Origin of the sequence: Massilia eburnea (assembly GCF_050709955.1) — a bacterium.
Taxonomy (GTDB): domain Bacteria; phylum Pseudomonadota; class Gammaproteobacteria; order Burkholderiales; family Burkholderiaceae_D; genus Rugamonas; species Rugamonas eburnea_A.
On the sequence record NZ_JBNZFX010000003.1, the window covers coordinates 14,771 to 31,233 of the forward strand.

The window sequence follows — 16,463 nt, forward strand, 5'->3', positions numbered from 1 at the left end:
ACCATTGAAAGCAGGTAGAATGTCGCCTTTGGGCCCGCTGCGCGCCCCATCCTGCAGAGAAAGACCATCATGTTGCGACTGAACGAAATCAAGCTCCCTCTGAACCACGAAGAACCGGAGCTGGCCAAAGCCATCCTGGCCCGCCTGAAGATTTCACCGGACCAGATGCTGGGCTTTACTGTGTACAAGCGCAGCTATGATGCGCGAAAAAAGTCGAACATCTCGCTAATTTACTCGGTGGACGTGGAAACCAAGGACGACGCGGGCATCCTGGCCAAGCGCGCCGATGACAAGCACCTGATGGTTTCGCCCGACATGGCCTACAAATACGTGGCGCAGGGCGTCAATGCCGATGGCAAGCAGCCGCGCCCGGTGGTGATCGGCATGGGGCCATGCGGCCTGTTCGCCGCCCTGATCCTGGCGCAAATGGGCTTGAAACCGATCATCCTCGAGCGCGGCAAGGCCGTGCGCGAGCGCACCAAGGATACTTTCGGTTTCTGGCGCAAGCGGATACTGAACCCTGAATCGAATGTGCAGTTCGGCGAGGGCGGGGCCGGGACCTTCTCGGATGGCAAGCTGTACAGCCAGATCAGCGACCCCAAACACTACGGCCGCAAGGTGCTGACCGAGTTTGTCAAATCCGGCGCGCCGGAAGAAATCATTTACGTCAGCAAGCCGCACATCGGCACTTTCCGCCTGGTAAAGATGGTGGAAAACATGCGCGAGGAAATCATCGCCCTGGGTGGCGAAATCCGCTTCGAGCAGCGCGTCACCGACTTCGACATCCGCGAGGAAAATGGCGTGCGCCAGGTGCGTGGCTTGCACCTGGCCAGCGGTGAATACATCGAGACCAGCCATGTGGTGCTGGCCATCGGCCACAGCTCGCGCGACACCTTTGAAAGCCTGTACCAGCGCGGCGTGTACGTGGAAGCCAAGCCGTTCTCGATCGGCTTCCGCGTCGAACACCCGCAATCGCTGATCGACCAGTGCCGCTTCGGCCCGAATGCCGGCCACCCCATCCTGGGCGCAGCCGACTACAAGCTGGTACACCATGCCAGCAACGGCCGCGCCGTGTACAGCTTCTGCATGTGCCCGGGCGGCACCGTGGTGGCGGCAGCATCGGAGCCGGGCCGGGTGGTCACCAACGGCATGTCGCAATATTCGCGCGCCGAACGCAATGCCAACAGCGCCATCGTGGTGTCGATCAGCCCGGAGGAGGACTACCCGGGCCACCCCCTGGCCGGCATCGAGCTGCAGCGACGCCTGGAAGAGAAGGCCTATGTGCTGGGCGGCTCCAACTACAATGCGCCGGGCCAATTGATGGGCGATTTCGTGGCGGGCCGCGCATCAAGCGACGTCGGCGCCGTAGCACCCTCCTTCAAGCCGGGTATCACCTGGACCGACCTGGCCACCATCCTGCCCGAATACGCAGTGGTGGCGCTGCGCGAAGCCTTCCCCGCCTTCGACAAACAGGTTAAAGGCTACTTCAAGCACGACGCCGTGCTGACCGGCCTGGAAACGCGCACCTCGTCGCCGATCCGCATCAAGCGCAATAACGACGACCTGCAAAGCCTGAACACGCGCGGCCTGTTCCCGGCCGGCGAAGGCGCCGGCTATGCCGGCGGCATCCTGTCGGCCGGCGTGGACGGCATCAAGGTGGCGGAAGCCGTTGCGCTGTCTATGCAGGCGGCAGACAAGTCTTGACCTCGAACGGCATATGCAGGTGGAAGCGGCAGCCCTGCCCGGGCTTGCTGTGCACTTCCACCGCGCCGCCCATCTGCTGCATGATGGTGTAGACGATGTGCATGCCCAGCCCTGAGCCGCCCTGCCCGCGCTTGGTGGTGAAAAAGGGCTCGTAAATCCTTTCCCGTACGCCGGGCGCCAGGCCCACGCCCTGGTCGATGAAATCCATGTCCAGCCAACCGTCGGCGACACTGGCGCGCACCGTCACGGTGCCGCCCTGCCCGTCGGGATAAGCGTGGCGCGCGGCATTCATCAGGAGATTGGACAGCACCTGCGAGAACTTCCCGGGCGGCAGCCGTGGCCGCAGCAAGTGGTCGATCTCCACTTCGACCTTGATGCGGGCCTTGCGCAGTTCAGGACTATGCGCCGACACCACGCCCTGCACATAGTCCTTCAGCGCCAGCGTGCTCACATGCTCGCTCCCCTGGTCCACCGCCAGCTGCTTGAAGTTGCCGATCAGTGCCGCCGCGCGGTGCAGGTTCTGCTCGATCAGTGCCGCCGCATCGTTCAGGCGCGCGGCAAGGTTGACCAGGTCGGAGCGGCTCACTTTCGGCGCTTCCAGCGCCTGCACCAGCTGCGCCGTATAACTGCTCATGGCCGATGCCGCCGTCAGCGCCACGCCGACCGGCGTGTTCACTTCATGCGCCACGCCGGCCACCAGCGAACCCAGTGCCGCCAGCTTCTCCTGCTCCACCAGGCTGGCCTGCGCCGCGCGCAAGGCATCGGTGCGGCGCGCCACCTTTTCTTCCAGCAGATGTTCGCGGTCCTGGTGCTGCAGCTCGGCCGCCGCGCGCGCGGTGAAGATCGACAGCAGCGACAGCGCCAGCAAGCGCTTGTTCTCGTCGATCGGCTTGGTGTCGATCGCCGACAGGATGCCCAGCGCCTTGCCCTCGGTGTCGACCATCGGCATGCCGACGTAGCTTTCCGCCTTCATGTCCACCAGCAGCGCGTCCAGCGGGTAATCCTGCTGGATGCCGCAGCCGTGGAAGCACATGGTCTGGTCGGTGACGTTGTGGCAGGGCGTGTGCTCCAGGCTGTACTCCATATTGGGCAGGAATTCCTCGCCGCCCCATACCGCCAGCGTGCGGATGCCCTCCTGCCCGTCGGGCAGGCGGATCACGCGGCCGGCGATCACATAGGTCACGTCCAGGGCCGCCGCCAGGTCGCGCACCAGCACCCGGAAGAATTCGTCGCCACGGGCGCGCGCGGTGGAATCGGTAATCGAGCGCAACGCCGCTTCGGCCAGGGTGCGCGCGTCGTTGGCATCGAATAATTGCATGGCGTGCTCCTAATGGGGTGGGTGGCGCCGATACAGGTCTTGCAAATCGTCCTGATGCTGCAACAGCAGGTTGGCCAGCGCAGGATCGAAGCGGCTGCCGCTGCCCTCGCGCACCGCATCCAGCGCGTGCTGCAGGGTATGCGGCGGGCGATAGCTGCGCGGGCTCACCATGGCATCGACAAAATCGGCCAGCGCGGTAATCCGCGCCACCAGGCTGATATCGGCACCCTGCAAGCCTTGCGGATAACCGGCGCCATCCCAGCGTTCGTGATGTTCGTGGGCGATGCGCGCGGCCAGCTGCAGCACCGGCTGCGTCGACGTGGACAGCATGTGCCAGCCGATATCGCTATGGCCCTGCATGCGCGTGCGCTGCGCCGCATCGAGCGGGCCCGGCAGGTTGAGGATTTCGTCCGGAATGCCGGCGTGCCCGATATCGTGCAGCGGCGCGGCGTGGCGCAACTGGCGCACGGCGTTGTCCGGCATGTCGATCGCTGCGCCCAGCATGGCGGCAATCTCGCCGACGCGCTCGACGTGGCCGCCGGCGGCAGCCGAGCGGCTCTCCAGCGCTTCGCCGAGGATATGGATGATGGCCTCCTGGGTCGCCTCCAGTTCCTCGCGCGCCAGCAACCTTTCGTAGGTAATGGCGACGTTGGCCGAGAACAGGCCAAGCAGCTCACGTTCCTCGTCTTCCAGCGGCTCGCTGAAGGACATGTAAAGCAGGCTCTCATTGCCGTCGCGCGTGCGGTAGTAGCAGGCGTAGTACAGCGGGCCGTAATGGTCAGCCTGTTCCGCCATGCAGCGCAGGAAGGCGTCGCGCACCCGTGCCGGCAAGTGATCCAGGGTTTCCTCCAGCGCCAGCTCGGCATAGGCGTTGGTCACTGCCAGCACTTGCAGGCGGCCCGGCTGGCGCGCCGCCGCGTAGGCGTTCAAGCGGCTGGCGCACACGCCTTCCGCTTCGCGCCCCAATAATGCGGAGGCCTGTTCCAGCACGGCCGAACAGAAGTGGCGCAGGTTGTCCGAATCGCAGACATGGGTAATGGCATCGATCGAGCGCCGCAAGCCCAGTCGGGCGCGCTCCAGCCGCATCAGGTCGCGGTAGGCGCGCAGGCCGGCATAGAACACCGTACTGAGCTTGGCGTGCGTCAGCTCGGTCTTTTCGCGGTAATCGTTGATGTCGTAGGATTTCAGCACCAGCGCCTGCGGCGCCTGGCCCGGCTGGCCGGTGCGCAGCACGATACGTACATTGCGGTCGCCCAGCTCTTCGCGGATGTAGCGCACCAGCTCCAGGCCGGCATGTTCCGACTCCATCACCACGTCGAGCAGGATCAGGGCAAACTGGCCAGGCTGCGACAGCCGCGCGCGCGCTTCGCTGCCGGAATAGCAATGGGAGAAGTGCACGCGGCGGCCGTCGAACTCAAAGTCCGACATCACCAGTTCAGTGACCTGGTGTACCGCTTGCTCGTCATCAACGATCAGGATTTCCCAGGGCGGCAGGGCCGCAGCCGGGGCGGGCAACTCATCATCGTCGAACAACATTGCGTCATCCACCATGCCCAGCCCCACGCGAGGTTGTTTATTGTAAATTATATACCGTTACAGCCAGCCAACCTTCTTAAAGCGTCGATACAATGCGCCGCAAACAACAGCCATTAAAGTCAGGGCGGCCGGATAGCCAAAACGCCAGTCCAGCTCGGGCATGTGCTTGAAATTCATGCCCCACAGGCCGGCAAAAGCGGTCAGCACGGCGAAAATAGCGGCCCACGCCGCCAGCCGCTTATTCACTTCCCCCTCTTCCAGCGCCACCATCGACAGGTTGACCTGGATCGCCGTGCCGATGGTCTCACGCATGGTATCGAGCGCGGAGTTGATGCGAAGCAAGTGGTCGTGCACGTCGCGGAAGTATTCCTGCGTGTTGCTGCAGACCGCAGGCACGCGGCCGCCGTGCAGCTTGCCAATTGCATCGAGCAAGGGAGCGACGGTATGACGCACGGTCATCACTTTGCGCTTGAGTTCGTACAGCCGCTCGATATTGTCCTGCTGCGAGCCGCGGATGAAGATGCGCTCCTCGATTTTTTCCAGCTCAAGTTCCAGCGAGTCGATGATCGGGAAGTAACGATCGACCACGGCATCCATCAAGGCGTACAGCACGAAGCCGGAGCCTTGCTGCAGCAGGTGCGGCTCGCGCTCGGCGCGGGCCCGCACGCCGAGGAAGTCCTTGGTGGAGTTGGAACGGTTGGACAGCACGTAGTTCGGGCCGACGAAGATATCGACTTCGCCGACGTGCAGCTCGTCTTCGCGCAGTTCGAGCATTTTGACGACCACGAACAGCGAGTCGCCGTATTCCTCGATCTTCGGACGTTGCTGGCCGCGGCTGGCGTCTTCCACTGCCAGTTCGTGCAGGCCGAACTCCGCCTGCATCACTTCGAGTTCGGCGGGTGACGCATCGCGCAGCGCCACCCAGACAAAGGCGTCTTCACGCGCCACGTAATCGCTGATGTCCTCGACCGGGATATCAGCCAGCTTGCGCCCATCCTGGTAGGCGACGCAGTTAATCAGCATGCAGGCTCCTCAAATTTCCAAGCCCGCAGCATAACAAAAATGTCCGCTTCGGGGTCAGGAACAAAAGTGGACATTTTCGAAGGAAATGTCCACTTTTGTTCCTGACCCCGAAGTGGACATTAGTCGTCCTTGGCGCCGTCGATACCCAGTTCGGCTATCTTGCGTGTGATGGTATTGCGCCCGATCCCGAGCCGGATCGCGGCATCGTTCTTGCGCCCGTGCGTGTACTTCAGCGCCGTGCGGATCAAGGCCGATTCAAACTGGCGGCCCAGGACATCCATCACATCCTGCTGCCCGCTGCTCAACATCCCCGCAGCCTGCAACTCGAGCAGGCTGAGCCAGCCTTCCGGCGAGGAGGCCAGTGCCGGCGGCGCCAGCGGCTGCACGCTGCCATGGTGCTGCGGCATCGCCGTTTCAGGAACGGCCGGCGGCGCGACGTGCGCAGCGGCCGCATGGCTGTCCTGCCCCTGCGTCAGTTCCAGCGGCAAGTCCTTCACTTCCACCGTCTGGCCAGGCGCCATCACCGTGATCCAGTTGCACAGGTTTTCCAGCTGGCGCACATTGCCCGGCAGCTCAAGCTGCTGCAGGAAGGCCAGCGTCGGATCGCTCATGCGCTTGGCTTCCACGCCAAGCTGGCGTGCGCTTTGCACCAGGAAGTGGCGCACCAGAATAGGGATATCCTCACGCCGCTCCCTCAAACTGGGCAGGCGCAGGCGGATCACGTTCAGGCGGTGATACAAGTCCTCGCGGAACAAGCCATCGCGTACGCGCTGTTCGAGGTTCTGGTGCGTCGCCGTAATCACGCGCACATTCGCCTTCAACGGCGAGTGGCCGCCGACGCGGTAGAAATGCCCATCCGACAGCACGCGCAGCAAGCGCGTTTGCAGGTCGAACGGCATGTCGCCGATTTCGTCCATGAACAAGGTGCCGCCTTCGGCCTGCTCGAAGCGGCCGCGGCGCGTGGTCTGGGCGCCGGTAAAGGCGCCCCGCTCATGGCCGAACAGTTCGGATTCCAGCAGGTCTTTCGGAATCGCCGCCGTATTGATGGCGATGAAGGGCTGCTCCGCGCGCGGGCTGTGCTTGTGCAGCGCGCGTGCCACCAGCTCCTTGCCGGTACCGGATTCGCCGGTGATCAGCACCGTCACATTCGATTGCGACAAGCGGCCGATGGCGCGGAACACTTCCTGCATCGCCGGTGCCTGGCCCAGGATCTCCGGTGTATCGGCCGGACCCGATTCGATGCTCGATTCGCGCAGGCTTTCGTCCAGCGCGCGCCGGATCAGTTCCACCGCCTTGTCGATATCGAAAGGCTTGGCCAGGTATTCAAACGCGCCGCCCTGGAAGGCCGCGACGGCGGAATCGAGGTCGGAGAAGGCGGTGATGATGATCACCGGCAGGCCGGGATGGCGCTGCTTCACCAATTGCAGCAAGTCGAAGCCGGAGTCGCCCGGCATGCGGATGTCCGACACCAGCACCTGCGGCGTCTCATGCTCCAGCGCGGCGACCGCGTCGCGCGCATTGGCAAAGCTGCGCGTAGCGAGGTTCTCCCGCGCCAGGGCTTTCTCAAGCACCCAGCGGATCGATTCGTCGTCGTCAACTATCCAGATTGGTTTCATGTATTCCGATCAAGGCAAAGGCAATAAGATTCTGAAGTCCGTTTGACCAGGCCTGCTTTCGCATTCGATAACCCCCATGTGCTGCTGCACGAAGGTTTGCGCCAGCGTCAGTCCCAGGCCGCTGCCGCCATCCCTGCCCGACACCAGCGGGTAGAAGATACGGTCGCGGATCTGGGGCGGGATGCCCGGTCCGTTATCGATGATATGCAAATCTAATGCCAGGGCATAACGCACCTTCGCCAACGTCATCTGACGCGCCACGCGGGTGCGGAAAACAATCTCGGCATCGCCCTGCTCGATGCGTGAAGCCAGCGCTTGCGCGGCATTGTGGGCGATATTGAGCACCGTCTGGATCAACTGCTCCTTGTCGCCGCGGAATTCGGGCAAGGAGGCGTCATAGTCGCGGCGGATGGTGAGCCCGACCGGGAATTCGGCCAGGATCAGGCTGCGCACCCGCTCCAGCACCTCGTGGATGTTGACGTCGCCCACGATATGCGGCCGGCGGTGCGGCGCCAGCAGGCGGTCCACCAACGTTTGCAGGCGGTCCGCTTCCTTGATGATGACCTGGGTATATTCGCGCAGCTGCGTCAGGTGCAGCGGCGGCAGTTCCATTTCCAGCAATTGCGCGGCGCCGCGGATGCCGCCCAGAGGGTTCTTGATCTCGTGCGCCAGGTTGCGGATCAACTCCTTGTTGGCCTGGCTCTGGTCCATCAACCGCTCTTCGCGGTCCTGCTTCACCTGCTGCACGATTTCGCGCAGCTCGATAATCACCGCGCCGTCCGGCTCGTCCAGCGCGCTGGCGATGATGTGCACGTGCAGCGCTTCGCGCCCGGCGCGCTCCAGCACCAGCTCTTGCCGCACGTCGGAGAACTTGTGCTCGCGCGCTTGCGCGATGATGTTTTCCAGCTCCAGCGGCACTGCGAACAGTCCGCCCAGCGGCTGGCGCGCCAGCGCTTTCAGCGACGATTCCAGCAGGTTTTCGCCGGCGGCGTTGACGTACAGGATATGGCCGCCGCCATCGACGATGACAATAGCCGATGCCAGCAGGTCCAGCCCTGCCAGTTCAGCGGGCCGGATCCTGGCAAGGCTGTCTGGGGTCATTTGATATTGGAAAGCTCGCGCTTCAGCGCTTCCACGTTCTGTTCCGTACGCGCGATGCTGTCCTTCAGGCCAGCGACGCGCTCCTGGTACTTGGCGGCATTGCGCTCGTCGGCACGGCGTTCGGGCTCGCCGTTGTTGAATTCCTTGCGCAAATCCGCCAGCTTGCGGTTTTCGGTGTTGAGCTCATCGGTCAGGATGGCGCGGCGGTCCGCATCGCGGGCTTTCTGCTCCGAGCTTTCGACGCGAGGGAAATTAGCTGGCGCCACGGCAGGTGCGGATGGCGCAGCGCCGCGCCGCGCGCCACCCGGCGCCGGTATCGAGGCGCCTGGCAGGTCCAGCATCTTGCAGCTCTTCCCCTTGCGGTTGCTATCGGTCAGTTCCTTGCGGCCATCGGCATCGACGCAAAGAAAAATTTGCTGCGCCTGCGCTGCGCCACTCACGGCCAGCAACGCCAGACCATGTAATACGAGAGTGCGAGTGTTCATGCCCCGACTATACAACATCCGAAAAAAAACGCGAGGAAAGCAGCTTGCTGACCCCGCGTTTTTGTTGACTGCCGGTTAATCCCGGCAATCGAACCCTGATTACAGGGAGTAGTACATGTCGAACTCGACCGGGTGAGTGGTCATGCGCATGCGGGTGACTTCGGTCATCTTCAGTTCGATGTAGGCATCGATCATCGAATCGGTAAACACGCCGCCGCGGGTCAGGAACTCACGGTCTTTGTTCAGGTGATCCAGGGCTTCTTCCAGCGATGCGCAGACGGTCGGGATCAGTGCATCTTCTTCCGGCGGCAGGTGGTACAGGTCTTTGGACGCTGCTTCGCCTGGGTGGATCTTGTTCTGCACGCCATCCAGGCCGGCCATCATCAGTGCGGCGAAGCACAGGTATGGGTTGGCCAGTGGGTCCGGGAAGCGGGTTTCGATACGGCGGCCTTTTGGATTGGCCACGTGTGGAATACGGATCGAAGCGGAACGGTTACGTGCGGAGTAAGCCAGCTTCACTGGCGCTTCGTAGCCTGGCACCAGGCGCTTGTACGAGTTGGTGCCTGGATTGGTGATCGCGTTCAGTGCCTTGGCGTGCTTGATGATGCCGCCGATGTAGTACAGGGCGAAATCGGACAGGCCGGCATAGCCGTCGCCAGCGAACAGGTTCTTGCCGTCTTTCCAGATCGACTGGTGCACGTGCATGCCGGAGCCGTTGTCGCCAACGATAGGCTTAGGCATGAAGGTTGCGGTCTTGCCGTAGGAGTGAGCCACGTTCCAGACGATGTATTTCAGGTTCTGGGTCCAGTCGGCACGCTCAACCAGGGTCGAGAACTTGGTGCCGATTTCGTTCTGGCCGGCGCCAGCCACTTCGTGGTGGTGCACTTCAACCGGGATGCCCATCGATTCCAGGATCAGGCACATTTCGGAACGCATGTCCTGGAACGAGTCGACCGGAGGCACTGGGAAGTAGCCGCCCTTCACGGTTGGACGGTGGCCGGAGTTGCCGCCGTCGATGTCCTTGTCGGTCGACCAGGAAGCTTCGTCGGAGTCGATCTTGACCATGGCGCCCGACATGTCGATCTTCCACTTCACGGAGTCGAAGATGAAGAATTCCGGCTCCGGGCCGAAGTAGGCGGTGTCGCCCAGGCCGGACGATTTCAGGTAGGCTTCAGCGCGCTTGGCGATGGAGCGTGGGTCGCGGTCGTAGCCCTTGCCGTCCGACGGTTCGATCACGTCGCACTGCATGAACAGGGTGGTTTCTTCGAAGAATGGGTCGATATTGGCGGTCGCTGGGTCCGGCAGCAGAATCATGTCGGAAGCTTCGATACCTTTCCAGCCGGCGATGGAAGAACCGTCGAAAGCGTGGCCCGATTCAAATTTGTCGATGTCGAAATGGGACACAGGCACGGTTACGTGCTGTTCCTTACCACGGGTATCGGCGAAACGGAAGTCCACGAACTTGACTTCGTGCTCTTGTACCATCTTCAGAACGTCTGCGGCGGTCAGTGCCATTACATAATCTCCTAAGTGAAAAAACTGCCGCGACCACTTGGGTGCGGCGAACGCTGGTGGTACATTAAGCAGATATCATGCCAGCTAATTCCATGCTACCGACACGTAAACAACGCACCATGCGGGTGCGCTTGCCAATTCTCGCACCACTATGGTGCATATTTGCACCAATTGATGCAAACGCATCGTTGTGGTGCGGTCATCATAAAGGAAAAACCATGAGTTCCAATTCCGAAATCCTCGAGCGTGCACGCAAACGCGACACTTCGCTGCCCTATGCCGGTGCGGTGACCCCGCATGAGGCATACGAGCTGCTGACATGCGACCCGCATGTGCGCCTGGTGGATGTACGGACCAATGCCGAGCGCGATTGGGTGGGACGGGTGTCGATTCCGGCCGAGCAGCACCATGCGGCGCAGTGGAATGTGTATCCGGGCGGGACGCCGAATCCGGACTTCCTGGCGCAGTTGGCGGCGGCGGTACCGGGCAAGGACACGGTCGTGGTGTTCCTGTGCCGCTCCGGCGTGCGTTCGCGCCACGCGGCCAAGGCGGCCACGGAAGCCGGCTATACCCAGTGCTACGACATCCTGGAAGGCTTCGAAGGCGACAAGGACGGCGCGGGCCACCGCAAGAACGTCGGCGGCTGGTGCAAGGCCGGCCTGCCCTGGGCCGGCGCCTGATTCATTGCGCCCCGCCCCCTTCCCACAGGGCCAGGTATTCGCTCGAACGATTCAGCAGGTCACGCTCCATTGCCGTCAGGCGCTGCGGCGGCGGCAATGTGCCATGCACGTTAAAACCGCTGTAGCCCAGGCCCAGGCGGCCGCCCGGCACCTGGTAGCCGATGAACTCCATGATGGTCGGCAGCAGGTCGAAGTGCAGTAACTGGGACCGGTTCGCCAGCGGTGCATCGTGCGCCAGGAAAGTGTTGAAGATGGTCCGGCGCGGCGCCTGCGCCAATTGCGCCGACAAAGGATTCTTGCGCGACAGGTGGTCGCCGAGAATCACGACATTGGTGTTCTCCAGGTAGCCGTTGCGCTGCGCGAAGCGCACGAAGTCCGCCACCGCCGCCGCGGTGCAGGAGACGATGCCATCGAATTTTTCCGTATAGCCTTGCTGCGCGCACTGCGCCGACAACATGCCGGCCGGCTCGTGGGTATCGACGGTCAGCAGCGACAGGTTGAACTTCTGCTTGGAGGCGGCCAGCTCGCGCAGCCTGGCCTTGGCCTCGCGGAATAGATCGGCATCGAACAAACCCCAGCCATTCATGCTGCTCTCGCTGGCGCCGCGCTGCAGCCATTCATCCTTGCCGTAGATCTCGTGATAGTGGTGCTGGCGCAGGAATTTATCCTTGCCTGCAAAACTCGATGCGGCGCCGCCCATGAACACGTTGCGGTAGCCGCGCTGCGCCAGCAGGTCGCTCAGGCACACCGCCTTGCCGAGAAAGGACTGCATCATCTGCCCTTGCGTATTGCCGTCGAAAATCGAGACCCGCTCCAGCGGCACGGCGCATTGGGTGGCGACCATCGCGGCGATGGTCCAGCCAGTGCCGGGCGCCTGCTCATAGGCTGGGAAGCTGGTGCCGTGCAGCGCGGTCAATGGCTGCAGCAAATCGCGCCCGAAAGCGCTGCGGTCGGCGTAGCCATTCTCCAGGCTTTCCACGTAAATCAGGACCAGGTTTTTTGCCTGCCGCTCGTGCAAGGCAACTGAAGCCGGCGGCACATAGTTCGCGCCGAAATAGTCCGGGCCGAAGTTCGCTTCAAGGTACTTGAAGGCCGACACGTCCCACAGCCAGAAGCCGATAGCGACGGCCAGCAGCACTGGCGGCAGCCGGCGCTGCAGCGCGGGCGCCAGGCGGCGCTGCGCCCAGCCGAGCAGCACAAAGCACAACAGCGGCGCCAGCACGCACCAGCGCACGAAACGCTTGGTAAATACCGGATCGGAAGACCTTGCGATATCGAGGCCGAAGTTGAGGTGATAGGCAAGCTGGTGAATGTCGACCTGCCCGAAGTACCGGTGAATCCAGTAGCTCAGGCAAAACAGGAAGATGGCGGCCAGCGACAGTGCGCCGCGCACCAGACGCTCGCACTGGAAAGTAGAAAAAGAAATGGGCATCGGGATAATTCAATATCGTCGATGCCCATGGTGTCAGGCTGATGTAACAGCCGCATATCCAAAACCCGGCCTTTTGTATCGCAGTATTACGCTCTTGTAAAAATCCTGCTCAACTGTAAATCCGGGTTAAGCGAGGTTAAAGCGTGTAGTTCAAACGGGCGTACACGAAGCGGCCGGAACGTCCGAACGGCGAGTAATTGGAGTACGGCGCATTGCCGGTACCATTCAACAGCGCCGGATACGGATCCGGATACTGGTCGAACAGGTTCTCCGCTCCCACCGCGGCAGTCAGGCGCTGCGTGATCTTGTAGCGCCCTTCCACATCCACCAGCGTTTTCGGCGACATCCAGTGATCGCGCGCCGGATTCGCATCCGGTTGCAGCACCTTGCCGTAGCGCGTGGCGCGGAAGGTGCCGCTCCAGTTGCCCAGCGTATGGTTCAAGCTGGCCGTGAATTTGGTCTGCGGCGTGCCATGCTCGAAGGTCAGCACATTGACGCGATCAAACAGCGGCGGCGCAGGATTCAGCGCAGCCAATTGGGCGGTAACCGGCACCTTGGTCACTTCGGTCTTGGTGTAATTGCCCGCCAGCGTGAAGTCGAACTTGCCCACATTGCCGGCGTTCCAGGGATAGTTCGCTACTACGTCGACGCCGCGCGTGGTGGTGTTCACGCCGTTGATGAAGAAGCGCCCGCCGCCGATGCCGATGAAACCCAGCGACGTCAGGTAGTTCCGCACATTGTCCTGCAGCAGGTTTTCCGACAACACGATGCGGTCGCGGATCTTGATCTGGAACGCATCCACTGTCAGGCTGGCCTTGCCCATCTTGCCGACCGCGCCGAGCGAGAAGTTGGTCGACTTCTCGGCATCCAGCGGCTTGGCGCCCAGCGCCACCGCAGCAGGATCGTTAGGCTTGAAGGTGGTGATGTCGAACGGTATGCCGCCAACGAAGTTGGTCGCCGTGGAGGTGAAGAACTGCTGCTGCGGCGATGGTGCGCGGAAACCGTTCTGCACCGAACCGCGCAGCGCGAACGCAGGCGAGAAGTTGTAGCGGGCCGCCAGCTTGCCCGACCAGTTGTTGCCGAAGTCGGAGTAATGCTCGCCGCGTATCGCTGCCGATGCCAGCAGGTTCTGCGTCACATTCGCTTCCACGTCGGCATACACCGAATAGGCCTTGCGGTTGGCATCCGATTCATCGCTAGGACGGAAGCCGGGGAACACCTGCGAACCGGACGCCGTTGGCCGGTTGCCCGGCTGCAGCAGCGCCCCGCCGTTGCGCCAGGAATCGGGCTCGCCCGCATGCAGCGCGTAGCCTTCACGGCGCGCTTCCGCACCGATCGCAACGTTCAGTGGCGACGACAGGCCCACTTCGAACTGGCGCACCGCCGACAAGTTGAAGGTGAGCTGGTCGTACTTGAAGCCACCCGCGTCGAACACGGTCTTCGAGCTCGGGCCGAGGGAACGGTTCAGCGTGTTCTCGATGGTGAAGTCCATCCGGTTTTCGCCGTAGGTGACGGAAGTATCCATCTCCCACTCGCCGGCAGTCCAGGTGGCGCCGAAGGCCGCACTGAAGTCTTGCACCGCCGGCGCGATGATCGGCAGGAAGCCGTCCGGATAAATCTGGATCGTGTTGTTGTCCTGCTGGGCGCGGCGGAAAAAACCGCCCGAGCGCGCATCGCGGTCCTGGTAGCTGGTCCAGCCATACAGCTTGACGCCGCCGGCCAGGTTGTAGCCGGCATTGGCGAAGAAGGTATTCTGCTTCAGTTCAGGCTCGCCGTACCAGGCGTTGAAGCGGTTGAAGTTCGCTTCACGCGGGTCGAAGGCGCCGTTCACCAGCACGTATTGCTGGCGCACGTCCCAGCCCGAACGCTCGGTGTGGTCCTGGCGCTTGCGTTCCAGCGCGATGGTCAGGAAGCCGTTTTCGCCCAGCTCCATGCCCTTCCACAGGCTGATGTTGAGCGTGTTGCCGTCCTTGCGCTCACGCGAATCCTGTACGCCCCAGGTGGCGCCGGCCGGCGGCGTGCCTGGATTGAAGTTGTACTCGGTATCGCGGCGGCCGTAGCTCACGCTGGCCTCGCCGCCGCTGCGGTCGGTACGCAGGCGCACGTTGATCACGCCGGCAATCGCGTCGGAACCATATTGCGCGGAAGCGCCGTCGCGCAGCACTTCAATGGTTTTGACGATGCCGGCCGGGATGGTGTTCATATCCACTGCGGCCGAACCGCGGCCGATCGTGCCGTTCAGGTTCACCAGCGAAGACGTATGGCGGCGTTTGGAGTTGACCAGGACCAGGGTCTGGTCAGGCGCCAGGCCGCGCAGCGTGGCGGGACGGATGGTGTCGGTGCCGTCGGCCAGGCCCGGGCGCGGGAAATTCAATGAAGGCAGCGCCACGGACAGCGCTTGCGTGATTTCCGGGACACCGGCGTTCTTGATGCTGTCGGCGCTGATGACGTCCACCGGTGCGGTGGTGTCGAGCACCGTGCGGTTGGAGACCCGGGTACCGGTCACCACCACGGTAGCGGTTTCGCCGGCAGGCGCTTCCTGCGCCCATGTGGCATTGGTGAAAAGAGATGCGACTGCGATTGCGAGAACCTGTTTTTTTGGTGCCATAGCTACCCCTTGTAGTTAAACCAGTTTCACTCCCCGGCTTATATTTGAGGTAACTGTAAGCGACTGTCAATTCAGGTTCTCGCGGATACAACACTTTCAAGTTGTTTTACGTGTTTGTACGTAGTTTCTGGCGCACGAATTCGATGTGGTTGCGCAGGCCGTAGAACTCATCGGCAAAGGACAGCGGCACGGTCAGGCGGTTGACCCTTTCTTCGATCTGGTCCAGGCGGTGCAGCAGTTCTTCGCGCGGCTTGCCCTCGTCGACGCCCTGCTCCACCGCGCGCAGCTGGCCGTACCAGCGGTAGACGCGCGAGCGGATGCGCCACACGTACAGCGGCGGCACCACTTTCGACAGTGGCAGGATCAGGGCGCCGGTGGCCAGCAGCACCACCCACAGGCGGTCGAACAGGTTGGCCAGCCAGAACGTCATGTAGCGCTGCAGGAAGGGCGGGCCATCCTTGTAGAACTTGGCCGCTTCATGCGCCACCGGGATTTCCGTGTAGCGCGGCGACGGGAACTGGCCCTGCTGCTGGAACCAGCCCGCCCCGCTATGGATGCTGCTGGCAGCTTGCACGAACAGGTCGATCAGGGCGGGATGCAGGTCTTCGCGTGCCACCAGGGTCGCTGTCGGCGCGATCAGGTGGTAGTCGCGCGCCGGCAGGTCGCGGCCCAGGTCGACAATTCCGCGCGGCAGCGTGACGTGGGTCAGGAACGGCAGGCGGCGCGCGTAGGCTTCGGCCTGGGTGAAGTTGAACAGCTTGATCCCGGGTGTCATCAGCAGCATCTGGATCAGCGGGTCGTCCGGTGCGGCGGCGAATACCAGGGCGTCGATGCGGCCTTCCAGCAGTTCCACCGTGGCGGGCGTGTTTTCCAGGTCGCTGGCCTTGATGTCGCCGGCCTGCACGCCGTTGATCTGCAATACCTGGCGGAACAGGCGCGGCACGCCGCTGCCCTCGGGGCCGAGGTTGATCTTCATGCCTTTCAGGTGGGTCACGCTGGCGACCGCCTTCTTCTCACGCATGAAGAGCCACAGCGGTTCGGTGAACAGGCTGCCCAGCGAGACCAGGCCGGTGCGCTCGGCCTCGGCTTCGTTGGTGGAACCGCTTTGCACGAAGGCGATGTCGGTTTCGGCTTTGTTCAGGCGTTGCAGGTTTTCCTGCGAACCCTGGCTTTGCTGCAGGACGACCTTGATGCCGTGCTTGGCCATCGCCTGCGCATAGCGCTTGCCGATGTTTTCATAGGCGCTGTTTTCCTGGCCGGTGGAGAGCTTGACCACCCGTGGCGGGGTCGGGTCGATGATCCAGTAGGCCAGCGCGCAGGCGCCGGCAATCAGCAGGATGGTGGGGGCGAACGAGACCAGCAGGTCGCGCAGGTTGACGTTGGTGAACTTGGTGATGAGTTTCATTCGCGCATTTTAAACCGGTACGGCGGGGTCTGACCCGAGG

The 16,463-nt window shown here is 62.7% G+C and carries 12 protein-coding genes; 2 read left to right on the plus strand and 10 right to left on the minus strand.

All coding sequences use genetic code 11. The annotated features are described in order from the left end of the window. Window positions 1–69 precede the first annotated feature (69 nt). Window positions 70–1,704 carry an NAD(P)/FAD-dependent oxidoreductase gene (locus ACQ4MM_RS03240; protein WP_431476020.1) on the plus strand — a complete coding sequence of 545 codons (1,635 nt, stop codon included), beginning with the start codon at window positions 70–72 and terminating at the stop codon, window positions 1,702–1,704. Here ACQ4MM_RS03240 and ACQ4MM_RS03245 read toward each other — a convergent pair. From ACQ4MM_RS03245 to glnA, 7 genes are all read right to left on the minus strand, one after another. Continuing rightward, entirely contained in the window at window positions 1,679–3,022 is a 1,344-nt protein-coding gene (locus ACQ4MM_RS03245) for a sensor histidine kinase (RefSeq protein WP_431476021.1), read from the minus strand. The genes ACQ4MM_RS03240 and ACQ4MM_RS03245 overlap by 26 nt on opposite strands. A gap of 9 nt (window positions 3,023–3,031) precedes the next feature. Continuing rightward, window positions 3,032–4,573, minus strand: a complete 1,542-nt coding sequence (locus ACQ4MM_RS03250; protein WP_431476022.1) for an HD domain-containing phosphohydrolase — start codon at window positions 4,571–4,573, stop codon at window positions 3,032–3,034. Between the two features lie 42 nt (window positions 4,574–4,615). After that, window positions 4,616–5,581: a magnesium/cobalt transporter CorA gene (gene corA / locus ACQ4MM_RS03255; RefSeq protein ID WP_431476023.1), complete on the minus strand. Its 966-nt coding sequence runs from the start codon at window positions 5,579–5,581 to the stop codon at window positions 4,616–4,618. Between the two features lie 119 nt (window positions 5,582–5,700). Beyond that, entirely contained in the window at window positions 5,701–7,197 is a 1,497-nt protein-coding gene (gene ntrC / locus ACQ4MM_RS03260) for a nitrogen regulation protein NR(I) (protein ID WP_431476024.1), read from the minus strand. Between the two features lie 9 nt (window positions 7,198–7,206). Continuing rightward, entirely contained in the window at window positions 7,207–8,298 is a 1,092-nt protein-coding gene (gene glnL, locus ACQ4MM_RS03265; RefSeq protein WP_431476025.1) for a nitrogen regulation protein NR(II), read from the minus strand. After that, a complete protein-coding gene (locus tag ACQ4MM_RS03270; RefSeq protein WP_431476026.1) occupies window positions 8,295–8,783 on the minus strand; it encodes a DUF4124 domain-containing protein in 489 nt (162 codons plus the stop codon). Before ACQ4MM_RS03270 ends, glnL begins: the two co-directional genes overlap by 4 nt. Window positions 8,784–8,882: 99 nt before the next feature. After that, a complete protein-coding gene (gene glnA, locus ACQ4MM_RS03275) occupies window positions 8,883–10,298 on the minus strand; it encodes a type I glutamate--ammonia ligase (RefSeq protein ID WP_431476027.1) in 1,416 nt (471 codons plus the stop codon). 218 nt (window positions 10,299–10,516) lie between these two features. Here glnA and ACQ4MM_RS03280 point away from each other — a divergent pair, with 218 nt between their 5' ends. Then, complete coding sequence (locus ACQ4MM_RS03280) at window positions 10,517–10,978, plus strand: rhodanese-like domain-containing protein (protein ID WP_431476028.1); 462 nt, start codon at window positions 10,517–10,519, stop codon at window positions 10,976–10,978. 1 nt (window position 10,979) lies between these two features. Here ACQ4MM_RS03280 and ACQ4MM_RS03285 read toward each other — a convergent pair whose 3' ends face one another. From ACQ4MM_RS03285 to ACQ4MM_RS03295, 3 genes are all read right to left on the minus strand, one after another. Next, window positions 10,980–12,410: a sulfatase-like hydrolase/transferase gene (locus tag ACQ4MM_RS03285; protein ID WP_431476029.1), complete on the minus strand. Its 1,431-nt coding sequence runs from the start codon at window positions 12,408–12,410 to the stop codon at window positions 10,980–10,982. A gap of 136 nt (window positions 12,411–12,546) precedes the next feature. Further along, on the minus strand, window positions 12,547–15,018 hold the full coding sequence (locus tag ACQ4MM_RS03290; RefSeq protein WP_431476030.1) for a TonB-dependent receptor plug domain-containing protein: 2,472 nt from the start codon (window positions 15,016–15,018) through the stop codon (window positions 12,547–12,549). 106 nt (window positions 15,019–15,124) lie between these two features. Beyond that, complete coding sequence (locus ACQ4MM_RS03295) at window positions 15,125–16,423, minus strand: TAXI family TRAP transporter solute-binding subunit (RefSeq protein ID WP_431476031.1); 1,299 nt, start codon at window positions 16,421–16,423, stop codon at window positions 15,125–15,127. Window positions 16,424–16,463: the final 40 nt, after the last annotated feature.